This window comes from Aeromicrobium sp. UC242_57 (genome assembly GCF_044452305.1).
In the GTDB taxonomy this organism is placed as follows: domain Bacteria; phylum Actinomycetota; class Actinomycetes; order Propionibacteriales; family Nocardioidaceae; genus Aeromicrobium.
This window is the reverse complement of record NZ_JBIOAM010000005.1, coordinates 676,708-699,239: the sequence shown is the minus strand read 5'-3', so window position 1 is coordinate 699,239 and position 22,532 is coordinate 676,708. Positions and strand designations below refer to the sequence as shown.

Sequence of the window (22,532 nt, the reverse complement as noted above, 5' to 3'; positions counted from 1 at the left end):
TCAGGGGCCGGTGAGAGGGAGGGCCGGGTCGGCGGACCACTCCTCCAGGGAGCCGTCGTAGACCAGGACGTCGTGGACGCCGGCCTCGGCCAGGGCGAAGGCGTTCAAGGTCGCCGAGATCCCGCCGCCGCAGTACAGGACGAGTGGGCGCTGGTCGAGCTCGGCGTACGGTGCGCCGAGCTCGGCTGCAGCGCGCAACCGGCCGTCTGCGCCGATGTGGTCCCTGGCCGGCACGTTGACGCTGCCGGGGATGTGACCCCGGCGGCTGTAGCGGGTCGGGGCCGCTCCCGTGAACGCGTCACGGCCCAGACCGCAGACCAGGGTCGCGACGGTGCGGCCTTCGACGATGTCGAGGACGTCGTCGTGGCTCGCCCAGAACCCCGAGCGGACCACGGGTTCCCAGGTGGGAACCGCGTCTCGCTCAGTCCGATCGGGCACCTGTGGTGAGGCGTCCTGCCAGGCCGGCAGCCCGCCGTCGAGCACCCGGACGTCGACCCCGATCCAAGCTCAGCAGCCACCAGAGACGGGTCGCCCACAAGAAGTCACCCCGGTCGTACGCGATGACCGTCGTGGACCGACCGATGCCGTGGGCGGCCAGCGCCGCGACCACGGTCGAGGGGTCAGGCAGGGCGAAGTGCAGGGGACTGTCGGGATCGGCGGCTCGCCGTCGAGGTCGAGGTGGATCGATCCGGCGATGCGGTCGTCGCGCCAGGCCTCGGCCCCCGACAGGGCACGATGATCGCCGTCGTGCCGGGCTGACGCAAGCTGCACGGTCGCGTCGACGACGATGACGTCGGCGCTCGGATCGGTCAGCAACGAGGCGGCGTCGGCGACGCTGATCAGGGCGCTGATGCCTGCACCGCCCGACGGCAGGAACTGCGAGGTGATCGCGGGACGCCAGACCTCGGCATCGGTGATGATGTCGTGATCGGCCATCCACCGCGTGTACGGCGCGATGAGCTCGTCGCGCATCGTGCCCCACTGGCCGTCGTGCAGCCAGGTGTCCGAGATCAGGTGCGCCGACTCGGCGATGAGCTCGCGCGGGAAGTACGACAGCACCTTCTCGTACAGCGGTGCAATCGCAGCCGGGTCGGCGGCCGCGGCGGCGAAACCGCGGGCCGTCGCCGACACGAAGGCCGTGACGAGCTCGGGATCGTTCGCGGCGATCGCCTCGTGGGTGCCCAGCAGATAGCTGTGATAACCGACGCCGAGGTGCTCGTCGACGTTCCACGCCAGCTGCTCCTCGCGTGGGAAGTCGTCGATCAGGTTGTCCCAGGCCCGAGTACGAGCCATAGGTCGCGTCGACCTCGCCGCGGGCGATCTCGTGCGCCCCCAGCTCGCGGGTCCCGGCGTCGACGATCTCGACCAGGTCGGGATCACCGCCGTCGCGCCGCACCAGGTCGGCGACGATCGCGAGCCCCCGAGGCGTCGGGTTCAGGGCGATGCGGCGTCCTTCGAGGTCGCGCAGCCGGGTGATCCCGGTGCTGCGGGTGGTGCGCACCGTCTCCAGCCCGCGCTGGTTGATCGCGGCCACGCCGACCAGGGGCTGACCGGCATCCCGTCGCTGGAACAGGCGGCTGCTGGGGAAGACCGCGAACTCCACGTCGCGACGGTTGAGGTAGTGCAGCCCGTCGCCGACACCCGGGTCGACGAGGGTGAACTCGAGGTCGATGCCGGCGTCGGCGTACCAGCCGCGCTCGCGGGCGAGGTAGAACCCGGCGGAGTTGGGCCAGGGGTGGAAGTACTCGTGCACCAGGCGGACCGTGCGGCTCATGGTGCCTCCTTGACTGTCGTGGCGTCGATGATGATGTCGGCGAGCTGGGCGAGCCCTCCCGGGCCAGCAGCTTCGTCCTCCTGGTCGGCCCACCGTTGCCAGTGCGGCCGATAGATGTCTCCGTCGCGGGCGAACGCTCGGCTCTGCCTGAACTCCTCGTCGGCCTCGACCCAGATCGTGAAGGTCGCGAGGGCCGCGCCGGCCCGGGTCAGCGCGCCGGTGCCCTCGACGATCAACGCCGATCCGGCATCGGCGTGCAGGAGCGGGCCGGGGGCCGTGGCATGCCAGTCGTAGGTCTGCCAGGTGGCGCGGTCGCCCGCGTGCAAGGGGCGGAGGATGTCGGTGACGACGATGCCCGCTGCGGCGTCCAGGCCGTCCCAGCCCGGGTAGATGTCTTCGAGGTGCACGCACCGCACCGGCGTGCCGTGGTCGCTGGCGAGGGCCACGACTCGGCGGCCAGGGTCGACTTGCCGGAGCCCGATCGGCCGTCGATCAGCACCCGGGCTCCCGGCGTCGTCACCTGCGGCAACAACGTCGTGGCCCAGTCGACCCACGTCCGCGAACCCGTCATCGCAGTGATGCCGGCACCGCCGGTCCGTTGACCGAGAGGGTCAGGTGTGTGGCGACGTGCTGGACGCTGCGACCGGCCACGACCCAGGCGGCGCCGACGGTCTGCAGCACCTCGGCGAGGTCGCCCTCAAGGGTCGTCACGTAGTTGAGCACCTCGCGGACGATCCCGCGCTCCTGGGCGAGCTCGAGCACGGCATAGATGTCGCGCATGTGGTCGGCGCCGCGCTCGGCACCGCCGTCGTCGAGGGGGTAGAGCGCCCACTGGCCACGCACGGCGATGCCGGCGGGATCCAGCTCGGGCACCTCCGACCGGAACACTGCACCGCCCGGGGGCAGTGCGCACACTACGCCGCCAGGGCATCCGCGGCTCAGCATCAGCGTCGCGACCACCGGGGCGCCCGCCGCGCTGGCAGCCCCGATGACGTCGACGAGCCACTGCAGGATGTCCTGGTCGGGCCCGGTCACGTGGATGCTGACCTCGTCGGGCGTCACCAGCAGCGCGCGCGCGGATCGGCGTGCCGGACGGCATCGGCCACGATCGTCGCGGCATCGGCATGCGCGACCGCCAGGGTCAGCCGGGCGCCGATGCCGAACTCGCGGGGCTCGACGCCCTCGAGGGCGGGCAGTGCTGCGGAAGTCGTGGACATCGTGCTCCTGGTCAGCCGTGGTCGTGGTCAACGTGGGGTGGGTCAACGGGGTGTGGGTTCTGCGGTCAGTGCCCGCAGGGCGGCGTCGCGCCCGGCTTCGAGGTGCGTGCGCATCAGCGACTGGCGCCGGAGGCGTCCTGGCTCCGGATCGCCTCGGTCAGCTCGCGGTGCCCGTCGAGCGAGACCCGCCACTGCGTGAGGCCGAGCACCGGGGCGGGGATGCTGAACAGCTGGGCTGAGAGCGTGTGCAGCAGCTGGCTGAGGCTGTCGTTGTAGGCCGACCTCCACACCGCGACGTGCCACTCGTCCATGAAGGGCTGGACGCTGGTCTCGCCGGCGTTGATGGCCTGCTCGGTCGTGTCGAGGACGTTGTCGAGCACCGCCAAGTCTTGCGGGCGGCGGCGCAGCGCGGCCAGGCCGGCGACCGCAGGCTCGACCAGGATGCAGGCTTCGTACACGTCGCTCGGCTCGTCGACGGTGCGCTGGCGTACGCGCAGCCCGCGGCTGGTCCGCTCGAGCAGCCCGTTCTCCGTGAGTCGGATCAGTGCTTCGCGGACGGGCGTGCGTGAGACGCCGAGGTCGTCCGCGACGGGTGCTTCGCGCATGACCTGGCCGGGTCGGTAGTGGGACTGCAGGATGCGATCGCGCAGCAGTCCGTAGACGCCGGTCGTGGCGTCGGTCTGTCCGAGGTCGCCGTCATGCGTCGTCGGCGATCGCCGAGGGGCTGTTGATCGCGATCGTCACGTGGGTGGCAGGCCAGGAGTCGTCGCGTCCAGTCAGGAGCCAGCCACAGGCGACGGTCTCCAGGACAGCGGCCAGGTCGCCGTCGAGACGAGTCACGTGCGGGTCGTCGCCGGAGTACGTGCCGTGGGAGCGGGCCAGCCGACGGCGGCTGCCGCGTCGTCGGTCGCAGGCAGGCTCCAGTGCGCCCGGGCCCCGGACGCCGGTCGGCTCGAGAGTCGGTGCTGTGGCGCCGACGGGGTCGCCGACGAGCGAGAGCGCCACCGAGATGTGCACGCCACCACGGGCTGCCCCTGCGGTGACGTCGCGCACGTAGTGCAGGACGTCCTGCAGGTCGCCGCTCAGGAACGTGCTGATGTCGCCGGTCGTGACGTCGATCTGCGAGCTGTCGGCCTCGGCCAGGGAACCCAGGATGATGTCGATGAAGGCCGAGTCGAGCACCGAGACCGTGAAGCGGGCACCGGCGGGGGAGTCGGTCATCGAGATTCCTTTCGAGGTGAGGCAGGGACAGAAAAGCGACGGTCTCATGACCTGCGGTGTACAGACGTCGATGTTTACATACTGAGACGGGCACTCGGTATACCGAACGGGGTGTGAGTATTCATCGACGCACTCAGTACAGCTCGAAGGACTTCGCATGACACACCTCTCGCGGCGGACCCGGATCGTCGCCTCCGCCCTGCTCGCCGGCCTGCTGACGATGACCGCCGCCTGCGGATCGAGCTCCGACGACTCCGCATCGGCAGGGACCGAGAAGGTCCGCTTCGCGCTCGACTGGACGCCGAACACCAACCACCTGGGCGTCTTCGTCGCCGACGAGCTCGGCTACTACGACGAGGCCGGCATCGATCTCGAGATCATCCCGTTCGCCTCGACCGGCGCACCCGACTTGGTCTCGGCGGGATCGGCCGACTTCGGCATCGCCGGGCAGCCCGAGGTGCAGGTCGCCCGCTCGGCCGGCAAGGACCTCGTCACGGTCTACAACATCTTGCAGCGCGAGAGCGGACGCCTGATCGCCCTGGGCGACAACGACAAGATCACCTCACCCCGCGACTTCGACGGCACGATCTACGGCGGCTTCAACGTCCCGCTCTACACGAGCCTGGCGCGGGAGACGGTCAAGGGCGACGGCGGCAAGGGCGACTTCAAGGAGGTCTCGCTCAGCACCGGTGCCTACGAGGCGATGAAGGCCGGCAAGGTCGACTTCACGATGTCGGTCGCCACCTGGCAGGACGTCGAGGCCGAGATCGCGGGCAAGCCGTACAAGGCGTTCAACCTGACCGACTTCGGCGTCCCCGACGAGCAGACCACGGGCATCGCCTCCAGCGACGCCTACCTGAAGGCACACCCCGAGACGGCCAAGGCCTTCGTCACCGCGACCCAGAAGGGCTACCAGTACGCGATCGACAACCCCGACAAGGCCGCCGACCTGCTGATCAAGGCCAATCCGGACGTGCTCGGCACGACCAAAGGAGCTGGTCCACCGCAGCACCAAGCTCATGGTCGAGGACGGCTACTTCGCCAAGGACGGGGTCCCGCTCGGCGCGGCGATCCCCGAGGTGTGGGAGAAGTTCGGTCAGTTCCTGATCGACAACAAGCTGGTCACCGACAAGGCCGGCAAGACCGTCACGACGGCCCCCGACTGGTCGGCCTACTACACCAACGACTACCTGGGCTGACATGAGCACACACAGCGTGCGGCGCACCGGGCTGGTCCCGGTCGTCGCGCCGCCGGTCATCGCGCTGGTGGCGGTGCTCGGCCTCTGGCAGCTGGCATCTGCCCTCGGCTGGGTGCCCGAAGACATGCTGCCGACGCCGACCAGGATCCTCGACCAGGCCTGGCTCAACCGCGAGGCGCTGGCGTCCAACACGTGGCCGACGCTGCGTGCGACCGTCCTGGGATTCGTGCTCTCGGTCGTCGTCGCCTTGCTGGTCGCCTCGCTGATCGACTTCTTCGTGGTGATCCGCCGTGCGCTGCTGCCGATCCTGATCGTCAGCCAGACGATCCCGCTCATCGCGTTGGCGCCGTTGATGGTCCTGTGGTTCGGGTTCGGCCTGCTGCCCAAGATCTTGTTGGTCGCGTTCGTGACGTTCTTCCCGATGGTCGTCAGCCTGCTGCAGGGCTTCGGCTCGGCCGATCCGGACGCCGAGCGGCTGCTGCGCACGATGGGGGCGTCGCGGTGGCAGGTGTTCGCCTCGATCCGTTTCCACGCCGCGATGCCGTACTTCTTCGGCGGGATGCGCGTCTCGATCACGTATGCCGTGGTCAGTGCGATCTTCGCGGAGTACGCCGGCGCGACGAGCGGTCTGGGCGTCTACATGCTCGCGGCCAAGAACGCGTTCCGCACCGACCTGGTGCTCGCCGCCGTGGTGATCAGCTCGCTGCTGACACTGGTGCTGTTCGCGGTCGTCGCCCTGATCGGCCGGATCACCCTGCCGTGGGTGCGGATCGAGCAAGGAAAGGAGCGATGAGCGTGGAACCAGCACACGTGGAGCTGCGTGGGGTCGGCAAGTCATACGGCTCGACCCACGTCCTCGACGGGATCGACCTCGACCTGCCGACCGGACAGATCGTCAGTGTCGTCGGGCCCAGCGGCAGCGGGAAGTCGACGCTGCTGTCGATCCTGACGGGCGCCACGTCGGCGGACGAGGGGTCGGTCGTGGTCGACGGGGCGCCCCTGGACGCGACGACGCGTCCGTTCGCCTTCATGCCGCAGCGTGATGTGCTGCTGCCCTGGCGACGGATCATCGACAACGCCGCGATCGGCCTGCAGATCGCCGGCACCTTCCAAGCGCGAGGCCCGGCAGACCGCCGGCGCACTGTTCGAGGACTTCGGGCTGGTCGGCACCGAGCAGCTCTACCCCGCGCCAGCTCTCGGGCGGGATGCGGCAACGGGTGTCGCTGCTGCGCACGGTCGTGCAGGGCCGCCCGGTCATGCTGCTCGACGAGCCCTTCGGCGCACTCGATGCGATCACGCGCGACGAGCTGCAGCAGTGGCTGCTGGAGATGTGGCGCAGGCACGGTTGGACGATCCTGCTGATCACCCACGACATCCGCGAGGCGGTCCTGCTGTCGGACGTCGTGCACGTCTTCTCGCCGCGTCCCGCTCGCATCTTGGCGTCGGTGCACGTCGACCGCGACATCGACCGGGGCGCCGACTTCGGCCTCGATCCGCGGGTACCTCCCCTGGAGGCGCAGCTGCACGCCGAGCTGACCAAGGGGATGGCCGGGGCCTGAGCGCTAGCGGGTGCGGCTCACCGCCCCAGCGTCCCGTTCCCGGTGGCCAAGGCGCGGATCTTCAGCGCGAGGTGCAACATGAGCCGGTCCGACCCGGACGCGAGATCGCAACCCGTGACCTCCTCGATGCGCTTGAGACGTTGGTAGAACGTGGCGCGGTGCACGAAGGCGATGCTGGCCGCTCGGCGCACGTCGCCGGCGTTGTCGAGGTAGCACTCCAGGGAGTCGAGCAGGATGTCGTGGTGATCGGCCGCCTCGAGAGCCTGGAGGGCCGGGACCGACGACACCGCGGCGATGTCGCTGCTGTTCATCCGCAGGAGCAGCTGGTACGGCCCGAGGTCGACCCACTTCGCGAACGGCGAGAAGGACGACACGAGGTCGGCGGCGCGAGCCGCCATCAGGGCCTGGCGGTAGGAGAGGTGCAGATCGTCCAGCTCGGTGACGACCCCGCCCAGTCCGAACGTCACGCCTGGTTCGTCGGACGTCCCGCCGTCCAGCCGTTCGGAGATCTGGCCGCGCAGCGACGCGACGCGCTGGTCGGACCACGGCTCTGCCCCGGCGAGCACCGAGCCAGGCCCGAGCGGGGCCTGCAACGGCCATGACCGTTCCGGACGGTAGTCGTCCTGCGGCCTCCTGAACCGCTAGGAGGAGCTCGGGATCGCCCGTCGTGGTGCTGGCCAGGGTCGTCGTCCGCACGGCGAGCACCTGGTACGGCTGAGCGTGCTCGGGGAAGACCTGCTCGGCCCGCAAGTCCTCGACTGCCTGCGCACGTGCCGCTTCGTCCGAGGAGACCAGCTCCCGCAGCACGGACTCGTGGCGGTTCCTCAACCGTTCGCGGGTGAGTCGACCGCGATACAGGAGGACACCGGCCTGAGCGGCCGCGACGACGGCGCGTTCGATGTCCTGGGTGGTGATGGGGTGGTCAGGCCACTCGATGAGCCACAAGTACCCCAGCAGCAGACCGTGGTACCGGACGGGCACGCACAATCGTCGTGTCACGCCCAGCTCGGCCTCCTCGACCCAGCCTGGCTCCGTCCAGTCCGCGATGCCGACGTCGAGGATGCGCTCGACAACCTGACCGGGGACCTCGCGATTGAGGATGGAGCTGGAACGCAAGCTCGTCCTCCTCGCCGAAGTGGCGGCTGGAAGCCATGAGACGGATGGAGGTGTCGTCCACGGCGACCGACCTCTGAAGACGGTTGGCCAGGTCATCCACGATGGCCTGCAAGGTGTCGAAGTCCATGGTCGTCAATGCCGCCGACCCGTGACGTCGGTCGGGTCGGCCGAGGTCCTCTCGGGTGCGATGCCCCACGGTACCTCTGCCGGTCTCGGCCATGACAGTCCTTCCCGCCGGGCACGCGCCACCTGCTTGGCGGTCAGCGTTCGTCGGGCGAGTCCACTCACGCTATGCGACCAGGGCGCTCTTTGTGACCCGGCAGATGTCGTGTCAGAGGGGCGGAACTCGCGACGGATGTCACTGGTTGACGGTCGGCGAGCTGGGCGACGATTCGGGGAACGTTCGACCAGCGCCGATTCGCGGCAGCCAGGTCTCACGTCTCACGTCGCGCGCCGCCGGCCTGCGATCCCACGGACGAAGAGGTGTACTCATGCGTGTAACCGAGAACCGGCCGATGGACGGCCAGGTAGCCCGCCGACGCCAGCGCGGCCGGGTCGCCGTGACCGCGGCCCTGCTCCTCACCGCCACCGGGCTGGCTGCCTGTGGCGGCTCCAGCGACTCGACCAAGACGGGTGACTACGTGGAGGGCGGCACGTTCACGCTGGCCACGCTGGCCGATCCGGGGAACCTCGATCCGCAGGCCTCGTTCGCCGCCACCGAGATCGCCACCTTTGCCTACGACACGCTCGTCGCAGCCGACGCGAGCGGGACCGTCAAGCCGCAGCTCGCCTCGTCGTGGGAGGTCACCAAGGATGCCGTCACCTTCGAGATCCGTGACGGCGTCACCTGCTCGGACGGATCGGCGTTCGACGCCCAGACCGTCGTCGACAACATCGACTACGTCGCAGACGTCAAGAACGCCAGCCCCTTCCGCGGTGTGTACGTCCCGGCCGATGCCACCGCCAGCGCATCGGGGTCGACGGTCACTGTCTCGCTCCCCTCGCCCGCGCCATTCGTCCTCGAAGGCTTCACCCGCCTTCCGATGGTGTGCGAATCGGGGATGAAGGATCGGGGCAGTCTCAAGGCCGGCACCGCCGGGACGGGACCGTTCACCGTGACTGAGTCCGTGCCGGGCGACCGCTACACGCTCGAGGTCCGCAAGGACTACGCGTGGGGACCGGACGGCGCTGCCACCTCTGAGCCGGGGACGCCGGCGAAGGTCGTCTTCAAGATCGTCGCCAACGAGAGCACGGCCGCCAACCTGATCCTTGGCGGGCAGGCCAACGCCGCGTCCTTCTTCGGCCCTGACGGGGACCGGCTCGAGAAGGAGGGCATCGACTCCGCGAAGAACGAAGTTGCCTACGCGCACCAGTGGTACAACCAGGCTCCCGGCCGCGTCGGCAGCGACCCGGTCGTCCGCAAGGCGCTCACCCAGGCGCTCGACCTGGCTGAGCTGCGCACCGTGATCGCCTCGGGCCGGGGCTCGGCCCCCACCGCCGTGGCCGTCTACGACCCCGGCGTCTGCGGCGACGACACTGTCAAGGGCAACGTGCCGGCCACCGATCCCGCGGCAGCCGCGAAGGCCCTTGCCGAGGACGGCTGGACCAAGGGCAGCGATGGCGTCCTCGTCAAGGACGGCGAGAAGCTGGCGGTGAAGTTCATCTACAGCAGCCAGGGCCCCGGCCAGACCGCTGCCGCCGAGCTGACTGCTGCGGCGTGGAAGAAGCTGGGCGTCAAGGTCGACGCCACGGCCTTGGACATCACCGAGCAGACGGCCGCCCTGTTCCAGACCGGTGACTGGGACGTCACCTGGTCGTCGCCGAAGGCGCCTAACCCCTTGGTGCTGGTGCCCTTCTTCTCCGGGCCCTCACCCGCCAAGGGCGGCAACAACCTCGCGTCGGTCGCCAACGCCGACTACGACGCCCAGGTGAAGTCGGCGATGACCAAGGTCGGCAACGACAGCTGTTCGGCCTGGAAGGCCGCCGAGACGGCCCTCCTGCGCGACGCCGACATCGTCCCGTTCGCGAACATCACGACCCTGACGTTCCACAAGAACGCAGAGCTCCAGCGCGCCGGTGTCCTCACGGTGCCGACGAGCATCAGAATGCTGGGCTGACGCGCCGGTGGAGGTTCAGCAAGTGGCTTCCCCCGCGGAGGTCCAGCAAGCGGTGAACCGGCCGCGCGGACGGTGGTGGACGTTCGCCGGTCGACGGGTCAGGCGACTGCTGATCTCGTTGTGGATCTTGGTGACGGCGTCATTCCTGATGATCCAGCTCGTGCCCGGTGATCCTGTGCGGGCCGCGCTGGGCACCAGCGCTCCAGCCGAGCTCGTCGCGAGCAGGCGAGCACAGCTGGGCCTCGACGACCCCCTGCTGAGCCAGTACCTGCGCTACCTGAAGGACCTGTTCACGGGAGATCTGGGCGAGTCGATCCTCACCCAGCTTCCGGTGGCGGACACGATCGTGCAACGACTGCTGGGGACGCTCTCGCTGGCGCTGCCAGCCTTCCTGCTCACGTTCGCGGTCGCCATCCCCGTCGGCGTGGCCATGGCCGTGGTCACGCGACGGGGGAGGCGGCGCCGTGCGGAGCTCACCTTCGTCGGCACGAGCATCGTGCTCAGCCGATCCCGGAGTTCGTCATCTCCGTCGCACTGGTCGCGGTGGTCGCGGTGAACCTCGGGATCTTCCCAGCGGCCGGCCGGGACGGCATCGGGTCGTTCGTGCTGCCGGTGCTGGCCCTGTCCATCGGATCGGCCGCCGTGATGTCACGGATCGTCCGCGTCGAGATGCTGGCCGTGCTGGACGCCGACTACGTCCGCACCGCCCGGTCGAAGAGGCTGAGCTCGCTGCGGATCAACCTGCGCCATGCGCTGCCCAACGCCGTGACGGCCACCCTCACGCTGAGCGGCATCCTGTTCGCGGCCATGGTCGCGGGCACGGTGCTGGTGGAGAACGTCTTCGCCTGGCCGGGACTGGGGAGCACGATTGTCTCCTCGATCCGGAGCAGGGACTATCCGCTGGTGCAGGGCGCCGTCCTCGTCTATGGCGCGATCGCGCTCCTGGCCAACACCCTCGTCGACGTGGCTGTGGCAGCCCTCGATCCGCGCTCGACGATCGGAGATTCATGATGCGACGCAACTGGCCCCAGGTGCTGCGCACCCCCGTCGGCATCGTCGGGGTCGCGCTGCTCACGATCCTCGTGGTGCTCGCCGTGGTCGCGCCGATCCTGTGGGGCGACCGCGCGACAGCGACCGACACGCAAGACATCCTCTCGGGCCCGTCGGCCGAGCACTGGGCTGGCACCGACAATCTTGGCCGTGACATCTTCTTCCGCACCCTCGTCGCGACACGTCTGTCGATCGTCCTGACGCTGCTGGCCACCGGTCTTGGCGTCGGGCTCGGCTTGTTGCTCGGCCTGGCGCCGCTCCTGCTCCCTCGGCGGCTGGGCCGGCTCATGGTGGCGTTCTTCAACGTGCTGCTGGGCTTCCCGAGCCTGCTGATGGTGCTGTTCCTCGCGGTCATCCTCGGCGTGAGCACGTCGAGCGCCGTGCTTGCCATCGGCGTGGCGATCGCGGCTCCCTTCGCCCGACTCGCGCACGCGCTCGCTGCGGGCATCGCCGAGCGGGACTATGTCGCAGCCGCGCGCATCTCCGGTGTCCACCCGGTGCGGATCATCGTGCGCCATGTCCTGCCCAACGTTGCCGAGCCTCTGGTCGTCAACGCCACGGTCACGGCCAGCAGCGTGCTCCTGGCCTTCGGCGGCCTGTCGTTCCTCGGCATCGGCGTGCAGCCGCCGCAGTACGACTGGGGTCGGCTCATGCAGGACGGCCTCCTGAGCATCTACACGAACCCGCTCGCCGTGCTCCTTCCAGGCATCGCTTTCGTCCTCACCGGGTTGGCGTTCAACCTGACGGGCGAGGCCGCCGCCGGCACCTTCGGCGCGAAGTCTCGCAGCACGGCGACGTGGTCGTCGACGGCCATGGCACCGGCCATCGTGCGACCGGAACCTGCTGCTGACGCGGGCAACGCTCGCGACGCTGACGTGCTCGACGTCCGCGACCTGCACGTCTCCTTCCCAGGGCCGGACGGCCCGATCTCACCGGTACGCGGCGTCTCGATCACCCTGCGGACCGGCGAGGCTGTCGGGATCGTCGGCGAGTCCGGCTCCGGCAAGTCGATGACGGCACTGGCCATCGCGCAGCTGGTCGAGGAGCCTGGACGAGTCGCCGCCGAACGACTCACGTTCTGCGAGACAGATCTGCAGTCCGGCGCGCCCTCCAGCCACGACGCTCTCCTCGGGACCTCGCTCGCCGTCGTGTTCCAGGACCCGATGACGTCGCTGAACCCCGTCATGCGCGTCGGGACCCAGCTCGCCGAGGGAGCACGGCGCCACCAAGGTCTCACCCGGCAGGAGGCGTCCGCCCGCGCGGTGGACCGGCTTCGTGCCGTGCACCTGGACGATCCTGAGCGTCGCGCCCGCCAGCATCCGCACGAGTTCTCCGGCGGCATGCGGCAGCGCACCATGATCGGGATGGGGCTCATGGGCACTCCGCGACTGATCGTCGCCGACGAGCCGACCACCGCGCTCGACATGACGGTTCAGCGACAGGTGCTCGATCTGCTGCAGGAGACCCGCCGTGACCACGGCACCGCGGTCCTGCTGATCAGCCACGACATCTCGGTCGTCTCGAGCGTCTGCGACCGCGTGCTCGTGATGTACGCCGGGCGCATCGTGGAGGACCTGCCATCGGCAGATCTGCGCACCAGGGCCCGCCATCCCTACACGCGGGCCCTGATCGGCGCGGTTCCAGACATGACGACCGATCTCGACGCCCCGCTCGCCACGATTCCGGGACAACCTGTGGATCCGAGGCACGTACCGGAGGGTTGCGCGTACGCCGCCCGCTGCCCCCTGGCGTCAGAACGCTGTCGGCAGGAGGACCCCGCGCTGGAGTCCGACGCGATCGGCAGCGTGGCGTGCTGGCACGCCGGTGTCACGCTCGAGGCTCGGACCGAGGAGATGAGCAGATGAGCAGACTCGACTTCGAGGGCGTCACGGTCCGTTACGGGCACCACACGGTGCTGGACGGTGTCGACCTGACCGTGCCCGAGGGGCAGATCATGGGCTTGGTGGGCGAGTCGGGATCGGGAAAGTCGACGCTCGCCAGAGCGGCCGTCGGGCTTGCGCCTCTGGATGGCGGACGGATCCTGCTGGACGGTCAGCCGGTCCGGCACCGAGGGCGTCGCCGGCCGCTCCAGATGGTCTTCCAGGACCCGTTCTCCTCGCTCGACCCACGGATGAGCATCGGCCAGAGCATCGCCGAGGCGCTTCCCGAACGGCTCCGGGGAGCCTCGCGAGCCGCCGAGATCGCTCGTCTCCTCCAGCTCGTCCACCTGGACCCAGACCGGGCTGCCGACGCGCCGAGCCGGCTCTCCGGGGGGCAGCGACAGCGGGTCGCCATCGCCAGGGCCCTGGCCGGACGCCCTTCGGTGATCCTGGCCGACGAGATCACGTCGGCCTTGGACGTCTCCGTCCAGGGCGCCATCTTGAACCTCGTCAGGGAGATGCAGCGCGAGACCGGCCTGACGGTGCTCTTCATCTCGCACAACCTCGCCGTGGTCCGCTACGTGGCAACCCACGTCGCGGTCATGGCTGGTGGGCGCATCGTCGAGCAGGGCCCCACGGATCGTGTCTTCGCTCGTCCCGCCAACGCCTACACACGGGAAGCTTCTCGCGTCGATTCCCGGCCAGACGAGCGAAGGTCCGGCACGCGACCTGGAGCGAGCATGACGTTGGTCAAGCAGCTTCGGCTGAAGTCCCGACTGATGACTACTGACTCGCCCGGCAGGTTCAGGCCATGCTGGTTCGATCACGGCACGGCGGGCTTTCGTCCTGCCGTCCCGGACTGTGTCGCATCGATGGGGATACTGGCGTTCTCCGTGGTGCTGGTGTGGTGCCGCGAGCCGGAGGCTGATCTGGCATTGACCGAGATGGGAAGGCAGTGACGACGATGACTCAGATCATCTTGGAAAATGCGCGAATCTTCGACGGGGTGTCCGAGGAGTGCCCAGACGGTATGGCGGTCCTCATCGAGGACGGGACGATCCGCGAGATCTCCGATCGTCCGATCCGGTCGAGCGAGGCCCGCAGGATCGACGTCGCCGGCAAGACCCTGATGCCGGGGCTGATCGACATGCACGTCCACTCCTACTTCTCCGATCTCGATCCACGCGTCCTCAACGACCGTGATGCGCCCTACCGAACCGCTTATGCGATCAAGAGCTTGGGCACGCGCTCGACAGCGGATTCACCACGGTGCGCGATGTCGGCGGCGGCGACTACCCCCTCGCGGCCGCGATCGCGGACGGGCTGATCCGTGCGCCACGCTTCTTCTACGCAGGCAAGATCCTGTCGATGACCGGCGGCCACGTCGACTACCGCACGCCCAACGAGAAGCACCACACGCACGGATACTGCTCGTGCGACGCGATGAACTGGGCCGGCGTGATCGCGGACGGTGTCGACGAGTGCATCAAGGCGGCACGCGAGGAGCTGCGCCGCGGTGCCCACTGCATCAAGATCGTGGCATCTGGTGGCGTGATGTCACCAAGTGATCCGATCTGGATGAACCAGTTCCGCGAGGACGAGATCCGCGCCATCGTCCAGGAGTGCGCCGAGCGGCGCACCTATGTCGCCGCACACTGCCTGTCGAGCGAGTCGACCCGCAGGGCGGTCGACTTCGGTGTGCGCTGCATCGAGCATGCGGCTCAGATCGACGCCGAGACGGCCGCATTCGTCGCAGAGCGTGGCGCCTACGTCGTCCCCACGATGGTCTGTCTCTTCTCGCTGGTCGAGCAGGGCCTGGAGATGGGGCTGCCCGGCGACCGCATGGACAAGCCTGCGCACGGTCTACGACGACTCGATGGCCGGACTCGACGTGATGCGCAGCGCCGGCGTCGAGCCGCCTTCGGCACGGACCTGCTTGCTGGCTTCTACCCGCAGCAGACGCGGGAGTTCGAGCTGCGACGCGAAGTCTTCTCGCCCGTGGAGGTGCTGCGCCAGGCCACGTCGGTCGGCGCGGAGATCCTGATGCAGACGGACAAGCTGGGCTGCGTGCAGCCCGATGCGCATGCCGACCTGATCGTCGTCGACGGCGACCCGCTCGAGGACATCGGTCTTCTCGCGGCGGAGGGCCGGAAGCTGGACCTCATCATGCGCGGCGGAGAAATCATCAAGAACCGGCTGAACTAGGACGGACGACAGACGTCCACCAGCAACAACCCAGGAGGAATGCATGTCCGAGGAGATCAACACCGGCGATCAGCACGAGAGCGCGACCGTCGCCACCATGGCCGTCGACCAGGTGTTCGGCTCGACGCAGTACTTCGAGCTGGACTCGACGTCGGTGGGCGCCCGTTTCGCGATCTGGGTGACGACGTCGCCGACCTACGCCCAGGACGAGCAGGTGGACTACCCGGTGCTCTACGTGACCGACGGCAACTTCAGCCTCGGCCAGACGGCCCCGCTGGCCGTGATGCAAAGCGATCTGTTGCTCCCGATCACCCCGTACCTCCAGGTGACGATCGGCTACGCCGGCGCCGATGCCCAGGACTGGGGACGGGTGCGCAACCGCGATCTCGTGCCGCCGGGTGAGCCGATCCCGCCCGCGATGCGGGGCTCATTGGAGGCGGCGGTGGAGAACCAGCTGATGACCAGGGCGGACGCCGACGCCTATCTCGAGGAGCTCTCGAACACGCGGGCCGACGCATTCTTGTCCTTCATCACCGATGGCTCCACCCGGAGATCAGCCGTCGCTACCGGGTCGCTTCGGAGGGTCACGGCTTGTTCGGCTACTCCTACGGTGGCTTGTTCACCCTGTACGCCCTGCTGACCGGATGTTCCCTGTTCACCGCCTACGGCGCAGGGAGCCCGGGCATCGGATCCTCGGAGAGCCTGGCGCTCACGCTCGCCGATAAGCCTCTCGACCTCAACGGCAAGCGGCTCCACCTCACGATCAACGGGCCGGAGATGACCGGCGAGCTGCCCATCTACCGCCAGCTCGGCCGTGGATTCACCCTCTTCGTCGAGTCGCTGCGCTCCGGCGACTCAGGCCTCGCTCTGACGACGCAGGTGCTGGGCGAGACCCACGTCACGGGCCTCCAGCCTTCGTTCCTCAGCTTCATGCGCACCTGCTGGACGAGTCCTGCGTGATGCTGATCGAACGTCTGCAGGAGCGGATCCCCGCTGATCGCATCCAGCTCGATCCTGCGGTGACGGCGAGCTATGCCCATGACGAGGCCGAGTGGGCGCCGCACGGGACACCGCTCGTCCTGGTCAGGCCGCGCACCGCCGAGGAGGTCCAGGAGGTCGTGCGCGCGTGCATCGAGCTCGGCGTGCCCGTGGTGCCCCGCGGGGCCGGCACCGGCCTGTCGGGCGGGGCGAATGCCATTGACGGATGTGTCGTCCTGTCGACCGAGGCGATGACGACCATCGCCGAGATCGACCCGGTGGAACGGCTGGCCGTCGTGCAGCCCGGTGTCGTCAACGACCACCTGCGCGAGGCGGTCGCCGAGCACGGCCTCTGGTACCCACCCGACCCTGCCTCGGCGCCGTGGTCGACGATCGGCGGCAACGTCGCGACGAACGCGGGCGGCCTCTGCTGCGTGAAGTACGGCGTCACCGCCGACTACGTGCTCGGACTGCAGGTCGTCACCGGAACCGGCGAGCTGGTCCGACTCGGCCGACGTACCGCGAAGGGCGTTGCGGGATACGACCTCGCCAGGCTGCTCGTCGGCTCCGAGGGCACGCTGGGCGTCATCACCGAGGTCACTCTCAAGCTGCGCCCTCAGAGGGCGCCGGAACGCACCGTCGCCGGCTACTTCTCCTCCATCGTGGATGCCGGTCGTGCTGTCACGGCCGTGGGCGCGGCGGGCATCGTGCCATCCGCCCTGGAACTGATCGACCGGCACTGCCTCGAGGCCGTCGACCAGTGGAAGAACATGGGTCTGGCTGTCGAGGCCGACGTCGTCCTGCTGGCGCGGTGCGACGTCCCAGGCGTGGCAGGCGACGACGAGGCCGAGGCGATCCGAGAGTGCTTCGAGCAGGCAGGTGCCACCTGGGCGGCTCGATCGACCGACCAGGCCGAGGCGGACGCGCTGTTCGACGCCCGGCGGCTGGCCTATCCGGCCCTCGAGCGGCTGGGGCCGGTGCTGACCGAGGACGTCTGCGTGCCCAAGGCTGCGGTTCCAGAGATGCTCGCCCGGATCGAGGCGATCGGCAAGAAGCACAACACCCTGATCGCCAACATCGCTCACGCCGGCGACGGCAACCTGCATCCCTTGCTGGTCACGCCGCGTGACGACGACGGAGACAGGGCACGCGCGCAGCGAGCCTTCGAGGAGATCATCGACGAGGCACTCGCCCTCGGCGGAACGGTCACCGGCGAGCACGGCGTCGGCCTGCTCAAGATGGACGGACTCGCCCAGGAGCTGTCTGCGGAGGTCATGGACCTGCACCGCGCGGTGAAGGCAGCCCTGGATCCGCACGGCATCCTCAATCCCGGCAAGGTCATCGCCGCCGCCGAGTAGGGCCGCCCAGCCGCGTCGGGCCCTCCTCGCCGGCAAGACAACGGCCCCCGACCCGCGCTGGTGCGTGGGTCGGGGGCCGTCTGGTGATCGGCTAGCCCATCACGGTTCCGCTGGACTCGGCATTGACCGGGCGCCGGCGGGAGTACGACCCGAGGTCGACCGTGAGCCCGGTCCGTTCGCCGCGGTACTGGACCGGATCGGCGTCGTGGTCGTGACCGTCTTCGACGGCCAGGACGATGTCACGCATGAACTGGCCGGCCACCGGCGCATTCTTGAACTGGTTGCCGCTCGTGCCGATCGCGACGTAGAAGCCGTCGAGGGAGGTGCGGTCGTAGATGGGCGTCCAGTCCGAGGACACGTCGTAGACGCCCGCAATGCCCAGCGGACGGGGCGGTACGCCCAGCTCACCGAAGCGACGCGCGGCACGAGTCACCTGCGCCTCGTACGCGGTGCGCGTGGGGGTGAGATCGGCTGCGTCCGGATCGTCGATCCACGGCAGGGGATCGCACTCAGGCTCGGTGCCCCCCGACGTAGAAACCATCGCCAGGAGCACCTCGCATGTACGTGCCGAGGTCGAGGTCTGCGATGACCGGACCGATCTGGTCGCCGTCGTTGAAGCCCGGAGGCGCCTTCACGTGATGCACCTCCTGACGCATCGGCCGGGTCGTGATCGTGAAGTCGTCCCCCACACCGGCCATCTGGTTGAACGCCGGCGACCACGGGCCGGCCACGTTGACGACCACGGGGGCACTCACCCGGTCGCCGTTGGCCAGATCGACACCTGCGACGCGGCCGCCAAACTGCCTCACTGCCGTGACCTCGCTGCGGAAGAGGAACTGAGCGCCGGCCGCGCGCGCCGCAGTGGCCAGATTGGCGGCCGCCAGCATCGGGTCGTCCACGTAGCCGCCGTCGGGGGTCCACAGTGCACCGAGCCGCCCCACCGGATCGGCCCAGAACGCCTCGTCGTCGAGTCGCTTGGGCGGCCAGAAGCGGCCCGGATCGAGGCCGGGGACACGGGCGGCGAGGGCCGCTGCGTCCCACAGCCGTACTGGCACGCCGGCCCGGTCGAACAGGGGCATGACCTTCTTGGTCGGAGCCACCTCGACGTCCAGGAAGACCATCCCGGTGCGGCGGAAGCCAGCCATGCCGGCGGGGTCGACCAGGCCGAGGTGGCCGGCCCAGTCCTCCCAGCAGTGCTTGGACTCCCAGGCCGCTGCGACGCTTGGAAAGATCGAGTAGTTGAACCGGATCACGGCGCTGGAGGCGCTCGTCGACCCTTGGCCGGGGCCGTGGAGACGGTCGACGACGACGACCCGGAGGCCGGCGCGAGCGAGTTCGAGGGCAGTTGAGGAGCCGATGACACCGGCACCGACGACGATAGCGTCCGCACTGAGATTCACCCGACCATCGTTGGCCGGACGGAGCGCTCGGCGACATGGTCACGTGTCGCGCAAATGCGTGGTGGACCGCGACCACCGTCTGTAGACGCAGAGATGCAGAACTTTCCATCATGGGTACAAGAAATGCCCCGTGTGATCCACGGGACAGTCGCCCCGTGAGCCGACGAGCCACCAGCTAGACGGTCACTCGAAGAAAGTTGCGTCGTCATGAGCTCAAGCGTTCTCGACCACACCGCCTCCCCCTTTGCCGTCTTCGAACGGGCCGACGCTGCGCGAGGCCGCCCACGAGCAGATCGTCTTCTGCCGAGACGAGCAGACGGGGCTCCGGGCGATCATCGCGATCCACGACACGACTCTCGGTCCCGGACTTGGGGGTACGCGGTTCTATCCGTACCCGCACGAGTCACTGGCACTTACCGACGCGCTTCGGCTGTCCGAGGGGATGACGTACAAGGCGGCAGCTGCAGGCCTACCGCTCGGTGGTGCCAAGGCCGTGATCATCGGCGACCCGGCAACCCAGCGCACCGAAGGTCTGCTCGAGGCCTATGGCAGGTTCGTCGAGTCCCTGGGCGGCCGGTACTACACGGCGGCCGACGTGGGAACCACCTCTGAAGACCTCGACGTCATCGGCCGGACCAGCACACACGTCGTGGGACGAACCACGGCTGCCGGCGGCTCAGGTGACAGCGGCTACGCGACGGCCCTCGGCGTCTTCTCGGCCATGCAGGCGGCCGCCGCCGCGACGTGGGGCGGCAACGGCATCGCCGACAAGGTCGTCGGGGTGGAGGGCGTCGGCAAGGTCGGACGGCACCTCGTGGACTTCCTCCTGGCGGTCGGCGCTCGCGTCGTGGTCTCCGACCCTCGGCCCGCTGCGTTGACCGACCTCGGCGAGTCCGCATCGCGGGTGCAGCGGTCGGAGTCGGTGCTGACGGAGCAGGTGGACGTCTACGCGCCGTGCGCGCTCGGTGCGAGCCTGACGGCGACTGCCGTCGACCAGCTGAGCGCGCGGGTCGTCTGCGGTGCCGCCAACAACCAGCTCGCCGACGGCACCGTCGCCCAGCTACTCAAGGACAAGTCGATCCTCTGGGTCCCGGACTACATGGCCAATGCCGGCGGGCTCATCCAGGTCGCCGGTGGCTCACGGAGGAGCGGCGCGAGAACGTGCTGGCCCAGGTGCGTCGTATCGAGCACACGGTCGGCGAGGTGATCCATGCCGCGATCGATGCTGACGTCACGACGTCTGAGGCTGCCCGCCGCATCGTCGACGAGCGCCTCGCCGCCGGACGGGCGGCCTGAGATGTCAGCGCACCCGATGACGCTCGCCGTCGAACCGACCACCAGCACCTTCGAAGGGACTCCATCCGTGACCACGACCTCGGCCGTCGGAACGTATCTCGCGGCCCGTCAGGACGATCCGACCTCGACGGCGCCGTTCCAGCTGGTCGACGAGAACGGCGAGCTCACTCCGGCCGGTCTCGGCTGGGTGTCGACCTCGATCTGGCGAAGGACCTCCACGCCGACATGGTGCTGGCCCGCCGACTGGACCACGAGGCGCTGGCCCTTCAACGACAGGGCGAGCTGCACCTGTGGGTCATGAGCTGGGGACAGGAAGCCGCGCAGGTCGGTTCGGTGCGTGCCCTCCAGAGCACCGACCACGTGTTCCCGAGCTACCGCGAGCACGCTGTCACCTTGTGCCGAGGCATCTCGCCAGCCGACATCCTGCGTCAGTGGCGGGGAGCGGCGCACTCCGGCTGGGACCCGGCCGAATCGAACGTGCACATCAACTCGCTCGTCCTCGGCACCCAGACGCTGCACGCGACCGGGTACGCCGCCGGCGTCCGGCTCGACCGTTCCGACGAGGTCGTCATGACCTACTTCGGCGACGGCGCGGCGAGCCAGGGTGACGTCAACGAGGCGTTCAACTGGGCAGCGGCCGGTTCTCTGCCCGTCGTGTTCTTCTGCCAGAACAACCAGTGGGCGATCTCGACCCCGACGAGCACGCAGATGCGGACGCCGCTGCACGTGCGGGCCGCCGGCTTCGGACTGGCGGGCTATCACGTGGACGGCAACGACGTTCTCGCCGTGCACGCCGTCACCCAGCACGCGACCGCTCGGGTCCGTGCCGGCGAGGGTGCAGCGCTGATCGAGGCACAGACCTACCGGCTCGCCGGGCACTCGAGCTCGGACGACCCCAAGCGCTATCGCACCGACGACGGCTGGCCGGCTGGCAGTCGAAGGACCCCATCACCCGGCTCGAACGGCTCCTGCGCAGCCCCCGGCGTCGCCGACGACTACTTCAGCGACCTCGAGTCTCGCGAGGAGGCACTCGCGGTCGAGGTCAGGGAGCAGTGCAAGGCGTTGCACGGCGACGACCTCGCCGTCGTCTTCGAGCAGACGTACGCCGAGCCGCACCCCGTCATGGATCACGAGCTCGCGCAGTACCTCGCCCGTCACGAACGGACGGTGGCCTGACATGGGTGCTCGCTACGCCCTCGGCGCTGCGATCAACGCGGGGCTGCACGCCGCGATGGCCCGCGACGAGAAGGTCCTGGTCATGGGCGAGGACATCGCGACCCTCGGCGGCGTGTTCCGCGTGACCGACGGACTCGCTGCCGAGTTCGGCACCGAGCGCGTCGTCGACACCCCGCTGGCCGAGTCCGGCATCGTCGGCACCGCGATCGGTCTGGCCCTGCGCGGGTACCGCCCCGTCTGCGAGATCCAGTTCGACGGCTTCGTGTACCCGGCGTTCGACCAGATCGTCAGCCAGCTCGCCAAGATGCGCGCCCGATCGCAGGGACGTCTGTCGTTGCCGATCGTCATCCGGATCCCCGTGGGCGGCGGCATCGGCGCCGTCGAGCACCACTCGGAGTCGAACGAGGCCTACTTCGCCCACACGGCGGGCCTGCGGGTCGTGTCGTGCTCCAACCCTGATGACGCATTCCACATGATCCAGCAGGCCATCGAGTCGGACGATCCCGTCATCTTCTACGAGCCCAAGCGGCGTTACTGGGACAAGGGCGAGGTGCTCGACGAGCCGACCCGGTCGTTGCACGAGGCAGCGGTCCTCCGCGAGGGGACGGACTGCACCCTCGTCGCACATGGTCCCAGCGTGGCCACGGCCCTGGCTGCAGCCGATGCCGCCCGTGAGGACGGGTTCTCGGTCGGCGTGGTCGACCTGCGCACGATCTCGCCGCTCGACGTCGCGACGCTGCGCAAGGTCGCCACGGAGTCACACCGCGTCGTGGTGGTCCATGAGGCGTCGACCTTCCTCGGGATCGGCGCGGAGATCGCGGCGGCCATCACCCAGGAGTGCTTCTACGAGCTGGAGGCGCCCGTCCTGCGGGTCGGCGCCTACAACCTCCCCTATCCGCCTGCCCACATGGAGGACCGTTTCCTCCCCGACGTCGACCGGATCCTCGAGGCCGTCGACGCCAGCCTGAAACTACTAGGAGATCCCG

The 22,532-nt window shown here is 69.1% G+C and carries 27 protein-coding genes and 3 pseudogenes; 19 read left to right on the top strand and 11 right to left on the bottom strand.

Going from position 1 to position 22,532, the window contains the following annotated elements:
• The 8 genes and pseudogenes from ACHMWU_RS25845 to ACHMWU_RS25810 all read right to left on the bottom strand — a co-directional run bounded on the left by ACHMWU_RS25845 (position 1) and on the right by ACHMWU_RS25810 (position 4,212).
• A complete protein-coding gene (locus ACHMWU_RS25845) occupies positions 1–483 on the bottom strand; it encodes a sulfurtransferase (RefSeq protein WP_396048369.1) in 483 nt (160 codons plus the stop codon).
• Positions 484–507: 24 nt separating this feature from the next.
• Complete coding sequence (locus ACHMWU_RS25840; protein ID WP_396048366.1) at positions 508–1,293, bottom strand: ABC transporter substrate-binding protein; 786 nt, start codon at positions 1,291–1,293, stop codon at positions 508–510.
• A gap of 43 nt (positions 1,294–1,336) precedes the next feature.
• Positions 1,337–1,774: pseudogene (locus tag ACHMWU_RS25835) on the bottom strand (ABC transporter substrate-binding protein); the annotation flags it as partial.
• Positions 1,771–2,328, bottom strand: coding sequence for a 4-amino-4-deoxy-L-arabinose transferase (locus tag ACHMWU_RS25830; protein ID WP_396048363.1), 558 nt, complete (start codon positions 2,326–2,328; stop codon positions 1,771–1,773). The gene ACHMWU_RS25830 and the pseudogene ACHMWU_RS25835, both read right to left, overlap by 4 nt.
• Positions 2,329–2,341: 13 nt before the next feature.
• Entirely contained in the window at positions 2,342–2,836 is a 495-nt protein-coding gene (locus ACHMWU_RS25825; protein WP_396048361.1) for a YkoF family thiamine/hydroxymethylpyrimidine-binding protein, read from the bottom strand.
• On the bottom strand, positions 2,833–2,991 hold the full coding sequence (locus tag ACHMWU_RS25820) for a hypothetical protein (RefSeq protein WP_396048359.1): 159 nt from the start codon (positions 2,989–2,991) through the stop codon (positions 2,833–2,835). The genes ACHMWU_RS25825 and ACHMWU_RS25820 overlap by 4 nt, the downstream gene beginning before the upstream one ends.
• 113 nt (positions 2,992–3,104) lie before the next feature.
• Entirely contained in the window at positions 3,105–3,644 is a 540-nt protein-coding gene (locus tag ACHMWU_RS25815) for a GntR family transcriptional regulator (RefSeq protein ID WP_396049224.1), read from the bottom strand.
• Between the two features lie 43 nt (positions 3,645–3,687).
• Positions 3,688–4,212, bottom strand: coding sequence for a YkoF family thiamine/hydroxymethylpyrimidine-binding protein (locus tag ACHMWU_RS25810; RefSeq protein ID WP_396048357.1), 525 nt, complete (start codon positions 4,210–4,212; stop codon positions 3,688–3,690).
• 157 nt (positions 4,213–4,369) lie between these two features.
• Here ACHMWU_RS25810 and ACHMWU_RS25805 point away from each other — a divergent pair, with 157 nt between their 5' ends.
• From ACHMWU_RS25805 to ACHMWU_RS25790, 4 genes and pseudogenes are all read left to right on the top strand, one after another.
• The gene (locus tag ACHMWU_RS25805) at positions 4,370–5,416 is read left to right on the top strand and encodes an ABC transporter substrate-binding protein (protein ID WP_396048355.1); all 1,047 of its coding nucleotides are present in this window, start codon (positions 4,370–4,372) and stop codon (positions 5,414–5,416) included.
• On the top strand, positions 5,413–6,204 hold the full coding sequence (locus ACHMWU_RS25800; protein ID WP_396048353.1) for an ABC transporter permease: 792 nt from the start codon (positions 5,413–5,415) through the stop codon (positions 6,202–6,204). Before ACHMWU_RS25805 ends, ACHMWU_RS25800 begins: the two co-directional genes overlap by 4 nt.
• A pseudogene (locus tag ACHMWU_RS25795) lies at positions 6,201–6,512 on the top strand (ATP-binding cassette domain-containing protein); the annotation flags it as partial. The gene ACHMWU_RS25800 and the pseudogene ACHMWU_RS25795, both read left to right, overlap by 4 nt.
• Positions 6,467–6,970, top strand: a complete 504-nt coding sequence (locus tag ACHMWU_RS25790) for an ATP-binding cassette domain-containing protein (protein ID WP_396049223.1) — start codon at positions 6,467–6,469, stop codon at positions 6,968–6,970. The pseudogene ACHMWU_RS25795 and the gene ACHMWU_RS25790, both read left to right, overlap by 46 nt.
• Positions 6,971–6,987: 17 nt before the next feature.
• Here ACHMWU_RS25790 and ACHMWU_RS25785 read toward each other — a convergent pair whose 3' ends face one another.
• The gene (locus tag ACHMWU_RS25785) at positions 6,988–7,536 is read right to left on the bottom strand and encodes a PucR family transcriptional regulator (protein ID WP_396048351.1); all 549 of its coding nucleotides are present in this window, start codon (positions 7,534–7,536) and stop codon (positions 6,988–6,990) included.
• 154 nt (positions 7,537–7,690) lie between these two features.
• Here ACHMWU_RS25785 and ACHMWU_RS25780 point away from each other — a divergent pair, with 154 nt between their 5' ends.
• The 11 genes from ACHMWU_RS25780 to ACHMWU_RS25730 all read left to right on the top strand — a co-directional run bounded on the left by ACHMWU_RS25780 (position 7,691) and on the right by ACHMWU_RS25730 (position 17,674).
• A complete protein-coding gene (locus ACHMWU_RS25780; RefSeq protein ID WP_396048349.1) occupies positions 7,691–8,125 on the top strand; it encodes a hypothetical protein in 435 nt (144 codons plus the stop codon).
• 452 nt (positions 8,126–8,577) lie between these two features.
• Positions 8,578–10,203, top strand: a complete 1,626-nt coding sequence (locus tag ACHMWU_RS25775) for an ABC transporter substrate-binding protein (protein ID WP_396048347.1) — start codon at positions 8,578–8,580, stop codon at positions 10,201–10,203.
• Positions 10,204–10,255: 52 nt separating this feature from the next.
• Positions 10,256–10,759: a hypothetical protein gene (locus ACHMWU_RS25770; protein WP_396048345.1), complete on the top strand. Its 504-nt coding sequence runs from the start codon at positions 10,256–10,258 to the stop codon at positions 10,757–10,759.
• Positions 10,747–11,214: an ABC transporter permease gene (locus ACHMWU_RS25765; RefSeq protein ID WP_396048343.1), complete on the top strand. Its 468-nt coding sequence runs from the start codon at positions 10,747–10,749 to the stop codon at positions 11,212–11,214. The genes ACHMWU_RS25770 and ACHMWU_RS25765 overlap by 13 nt, the downstream gene beginning before the upstream one ends.
• The gene (locus tag ACHMWU_RS25760) at positions 11,211–13,118 is read left to right on the top strand and encodes a dipeptide/oligopeptide/nickel ABC transporter permease/ATP-binding protein (protein WP_396048341.1); all 1,908 of its coding nucleotides are present in this window, start codon (positions 11,211–11,213) and stop codon (positions 13,116–13,118) included. The genes ACHMWU_RS25765 and ACHMWU_RS25760 overlap by 4 nt, the downstream gene beginning before the upstream one ends.
• Positions 13,115–14,092 (top strand): ABC transporter ATP-binding protein, encoded by a 978-nt coding sequence (locus tag ACHMWU_RS25755; RefSeq protein WP_396048338.1) that lies wholly within the window; start codon positions 13,115–13,117, stop codon positions 14,090–14,092. The genes ACHMWU_RS25760 and ACHMWU_RS25755 overlap by 4 nt, the downstream gene beginning before the upstream one ends.
• A gap of 5 nt (positions 14,093–14,097) precedes the next feature.
• Entirely contained in the window at positions 14,098–14,460 is a 363-nt protein-coding gene (locus tag ACHMWU_RS25750; protein ID WP_396048336.1) for a hypothetical protein, read from the top strand.
• Positions 14,403–15,338 (top strand): amidohydrolase family protein, encoded by a 936-nt coding sequence (locus ACHMWU_RS25745; protein ID WP_396048334.1) that lies wholly within the window; start codon positions 14,403–14,405, stop codon positions 15,336–15,338. Before ACHMWU_RS25750 ends, ACHMWU_RS25745 begins: the two co-directional genes overlap by 58 nt.
• Positions 15,339–15,381: 43 nt before the next feature.
• Positions 15,382–15,978 carry a hypothetical protein gene (locus tag ACHMWU_RS25740; RefSeq protein WP_396048332.1) on the top strand — a complete coding sequence of 199 codons (597 nt, stop codon included), beginning with the start codon at positions 15,382–15,384 and terminating at the stop codon, positions 15,976–15,978.
• Positions 15,930–16,298, top strand: coding sequence for a hypothetical protein (locus ACHMWU_RS25735; RefSeq protein WP_396048330.1), 369 nt, complete (start codon positions 15,930–15,932; stop codon positions 16,296–16,298). The genes ACHMWU_RS25740 and ACHMWU_RS25735 overlap by 49 nt, the downstream gene beginning before the upstream one ends.
• Positions 16,298–17,674 (top strand): FAD-binding oxidoreductase, encoded by a 1,377-nt coding sequence (locus tag ACHMWU_RS25730; protein ID WP_396049222.1) that lies wholly within the window; start codon positions 16,298–16,300, stop codon positions 17,672–17,674. The genes ACHMWU_RS25735 and ACHMWU_RS25730 overlap by 1 nt, the downstream gene beginning before the upstream one ends.
• A 91-nt stretch (positions 17,675–17,765) precedes the next feature.
• Here ACHMWU_RS25730 and ACHMWU_RS25725 read toward each other — a convergent pair whose 3' ends face one another.
• A complete protein-coding gene (locus ACHMWU_RS25725; protein ID WP_396048328.1) occupies positions 17,766–18,215 on the bottom strand; it encodes an FAD-dependent oxidoreductase in 450 nt (149 codons plus the stop codon).
• Positions 18,184–19,074, bottom strand: coding sequence for an NAD(P)/FAD-dependent oxidoreductase (locus tag ACHMWU_RS25720; protein ID WP_396048325.1), 891 nt, complete (start codon positions 19,072–19,074; stop codon positions 18,184–18,186). The genes ACHMWU_RS25725 and ACHMWU_RS25720 overlap by 32 nt, the downstream gene beginning before the upstream one ends.
• A gap of 244 nt (positions 19,075–19,318) precedes the next feature.
• Here ACHMWU_RS25720 and ACHMWU_RS25715 point away from each other — a divergent pair, with 244 nt between their 5' ends.
• The 4 genes and pseudogenes from ACHMWU_RS25715 to ACHMWU_RS25700 all read left to right on the top strand — a co-directional run.
• Positions 19,319–20,281 carry a Glu/Leu/Phe/Val dehydrogenase dimerization domain-containing protein gene (locus tag ACHMWU_RS25715; RefSeq protein ID WP_396048323.1) on the top strand — a complete coding sequence of 321 codons (963 nt, stop codon included), beginning with the start codon at positions 19,319–19,321 and terminating at the stop codon, positions 20,279–20,281.
• Positions 20,248–20,370: a hypothetical protein gene (locus tag ACHMWU_RS25710; protein WP_396048321.1), complete on the top strand. Its 123-nt coding sequence runs from the start codon at positions 20,248–20,250 to the stop codon at positions 20,368–20,370. Before ACHMWU_RS25715 ends, ACHMWU_RS25710 begins: the two co-directional genes overlap by 34 nt.
• Before the next feature lie 225 nt (positions 20,371–20,595).
• Entirely contained in the window at positions 20,596–21,546 is a 951-nt protein-coding gene (locus tag ACHMWU_RS25705) for a thiamine pyrophosphate-dependent enzyme (RefSeq protein WP_396048319.1), read from the top strand.
• Position 21,547: 1 nt separating this feature from the next.
• Positions 21,548–22,513: pseudogene (locus ACHMWU_RS25700) on the top strand (alpha-ketoacid dehydrogenase subunit beta); the annotation flags it as partial.
• Positions 22,514–22,532 lie beyond the last annotated feature (19 nt).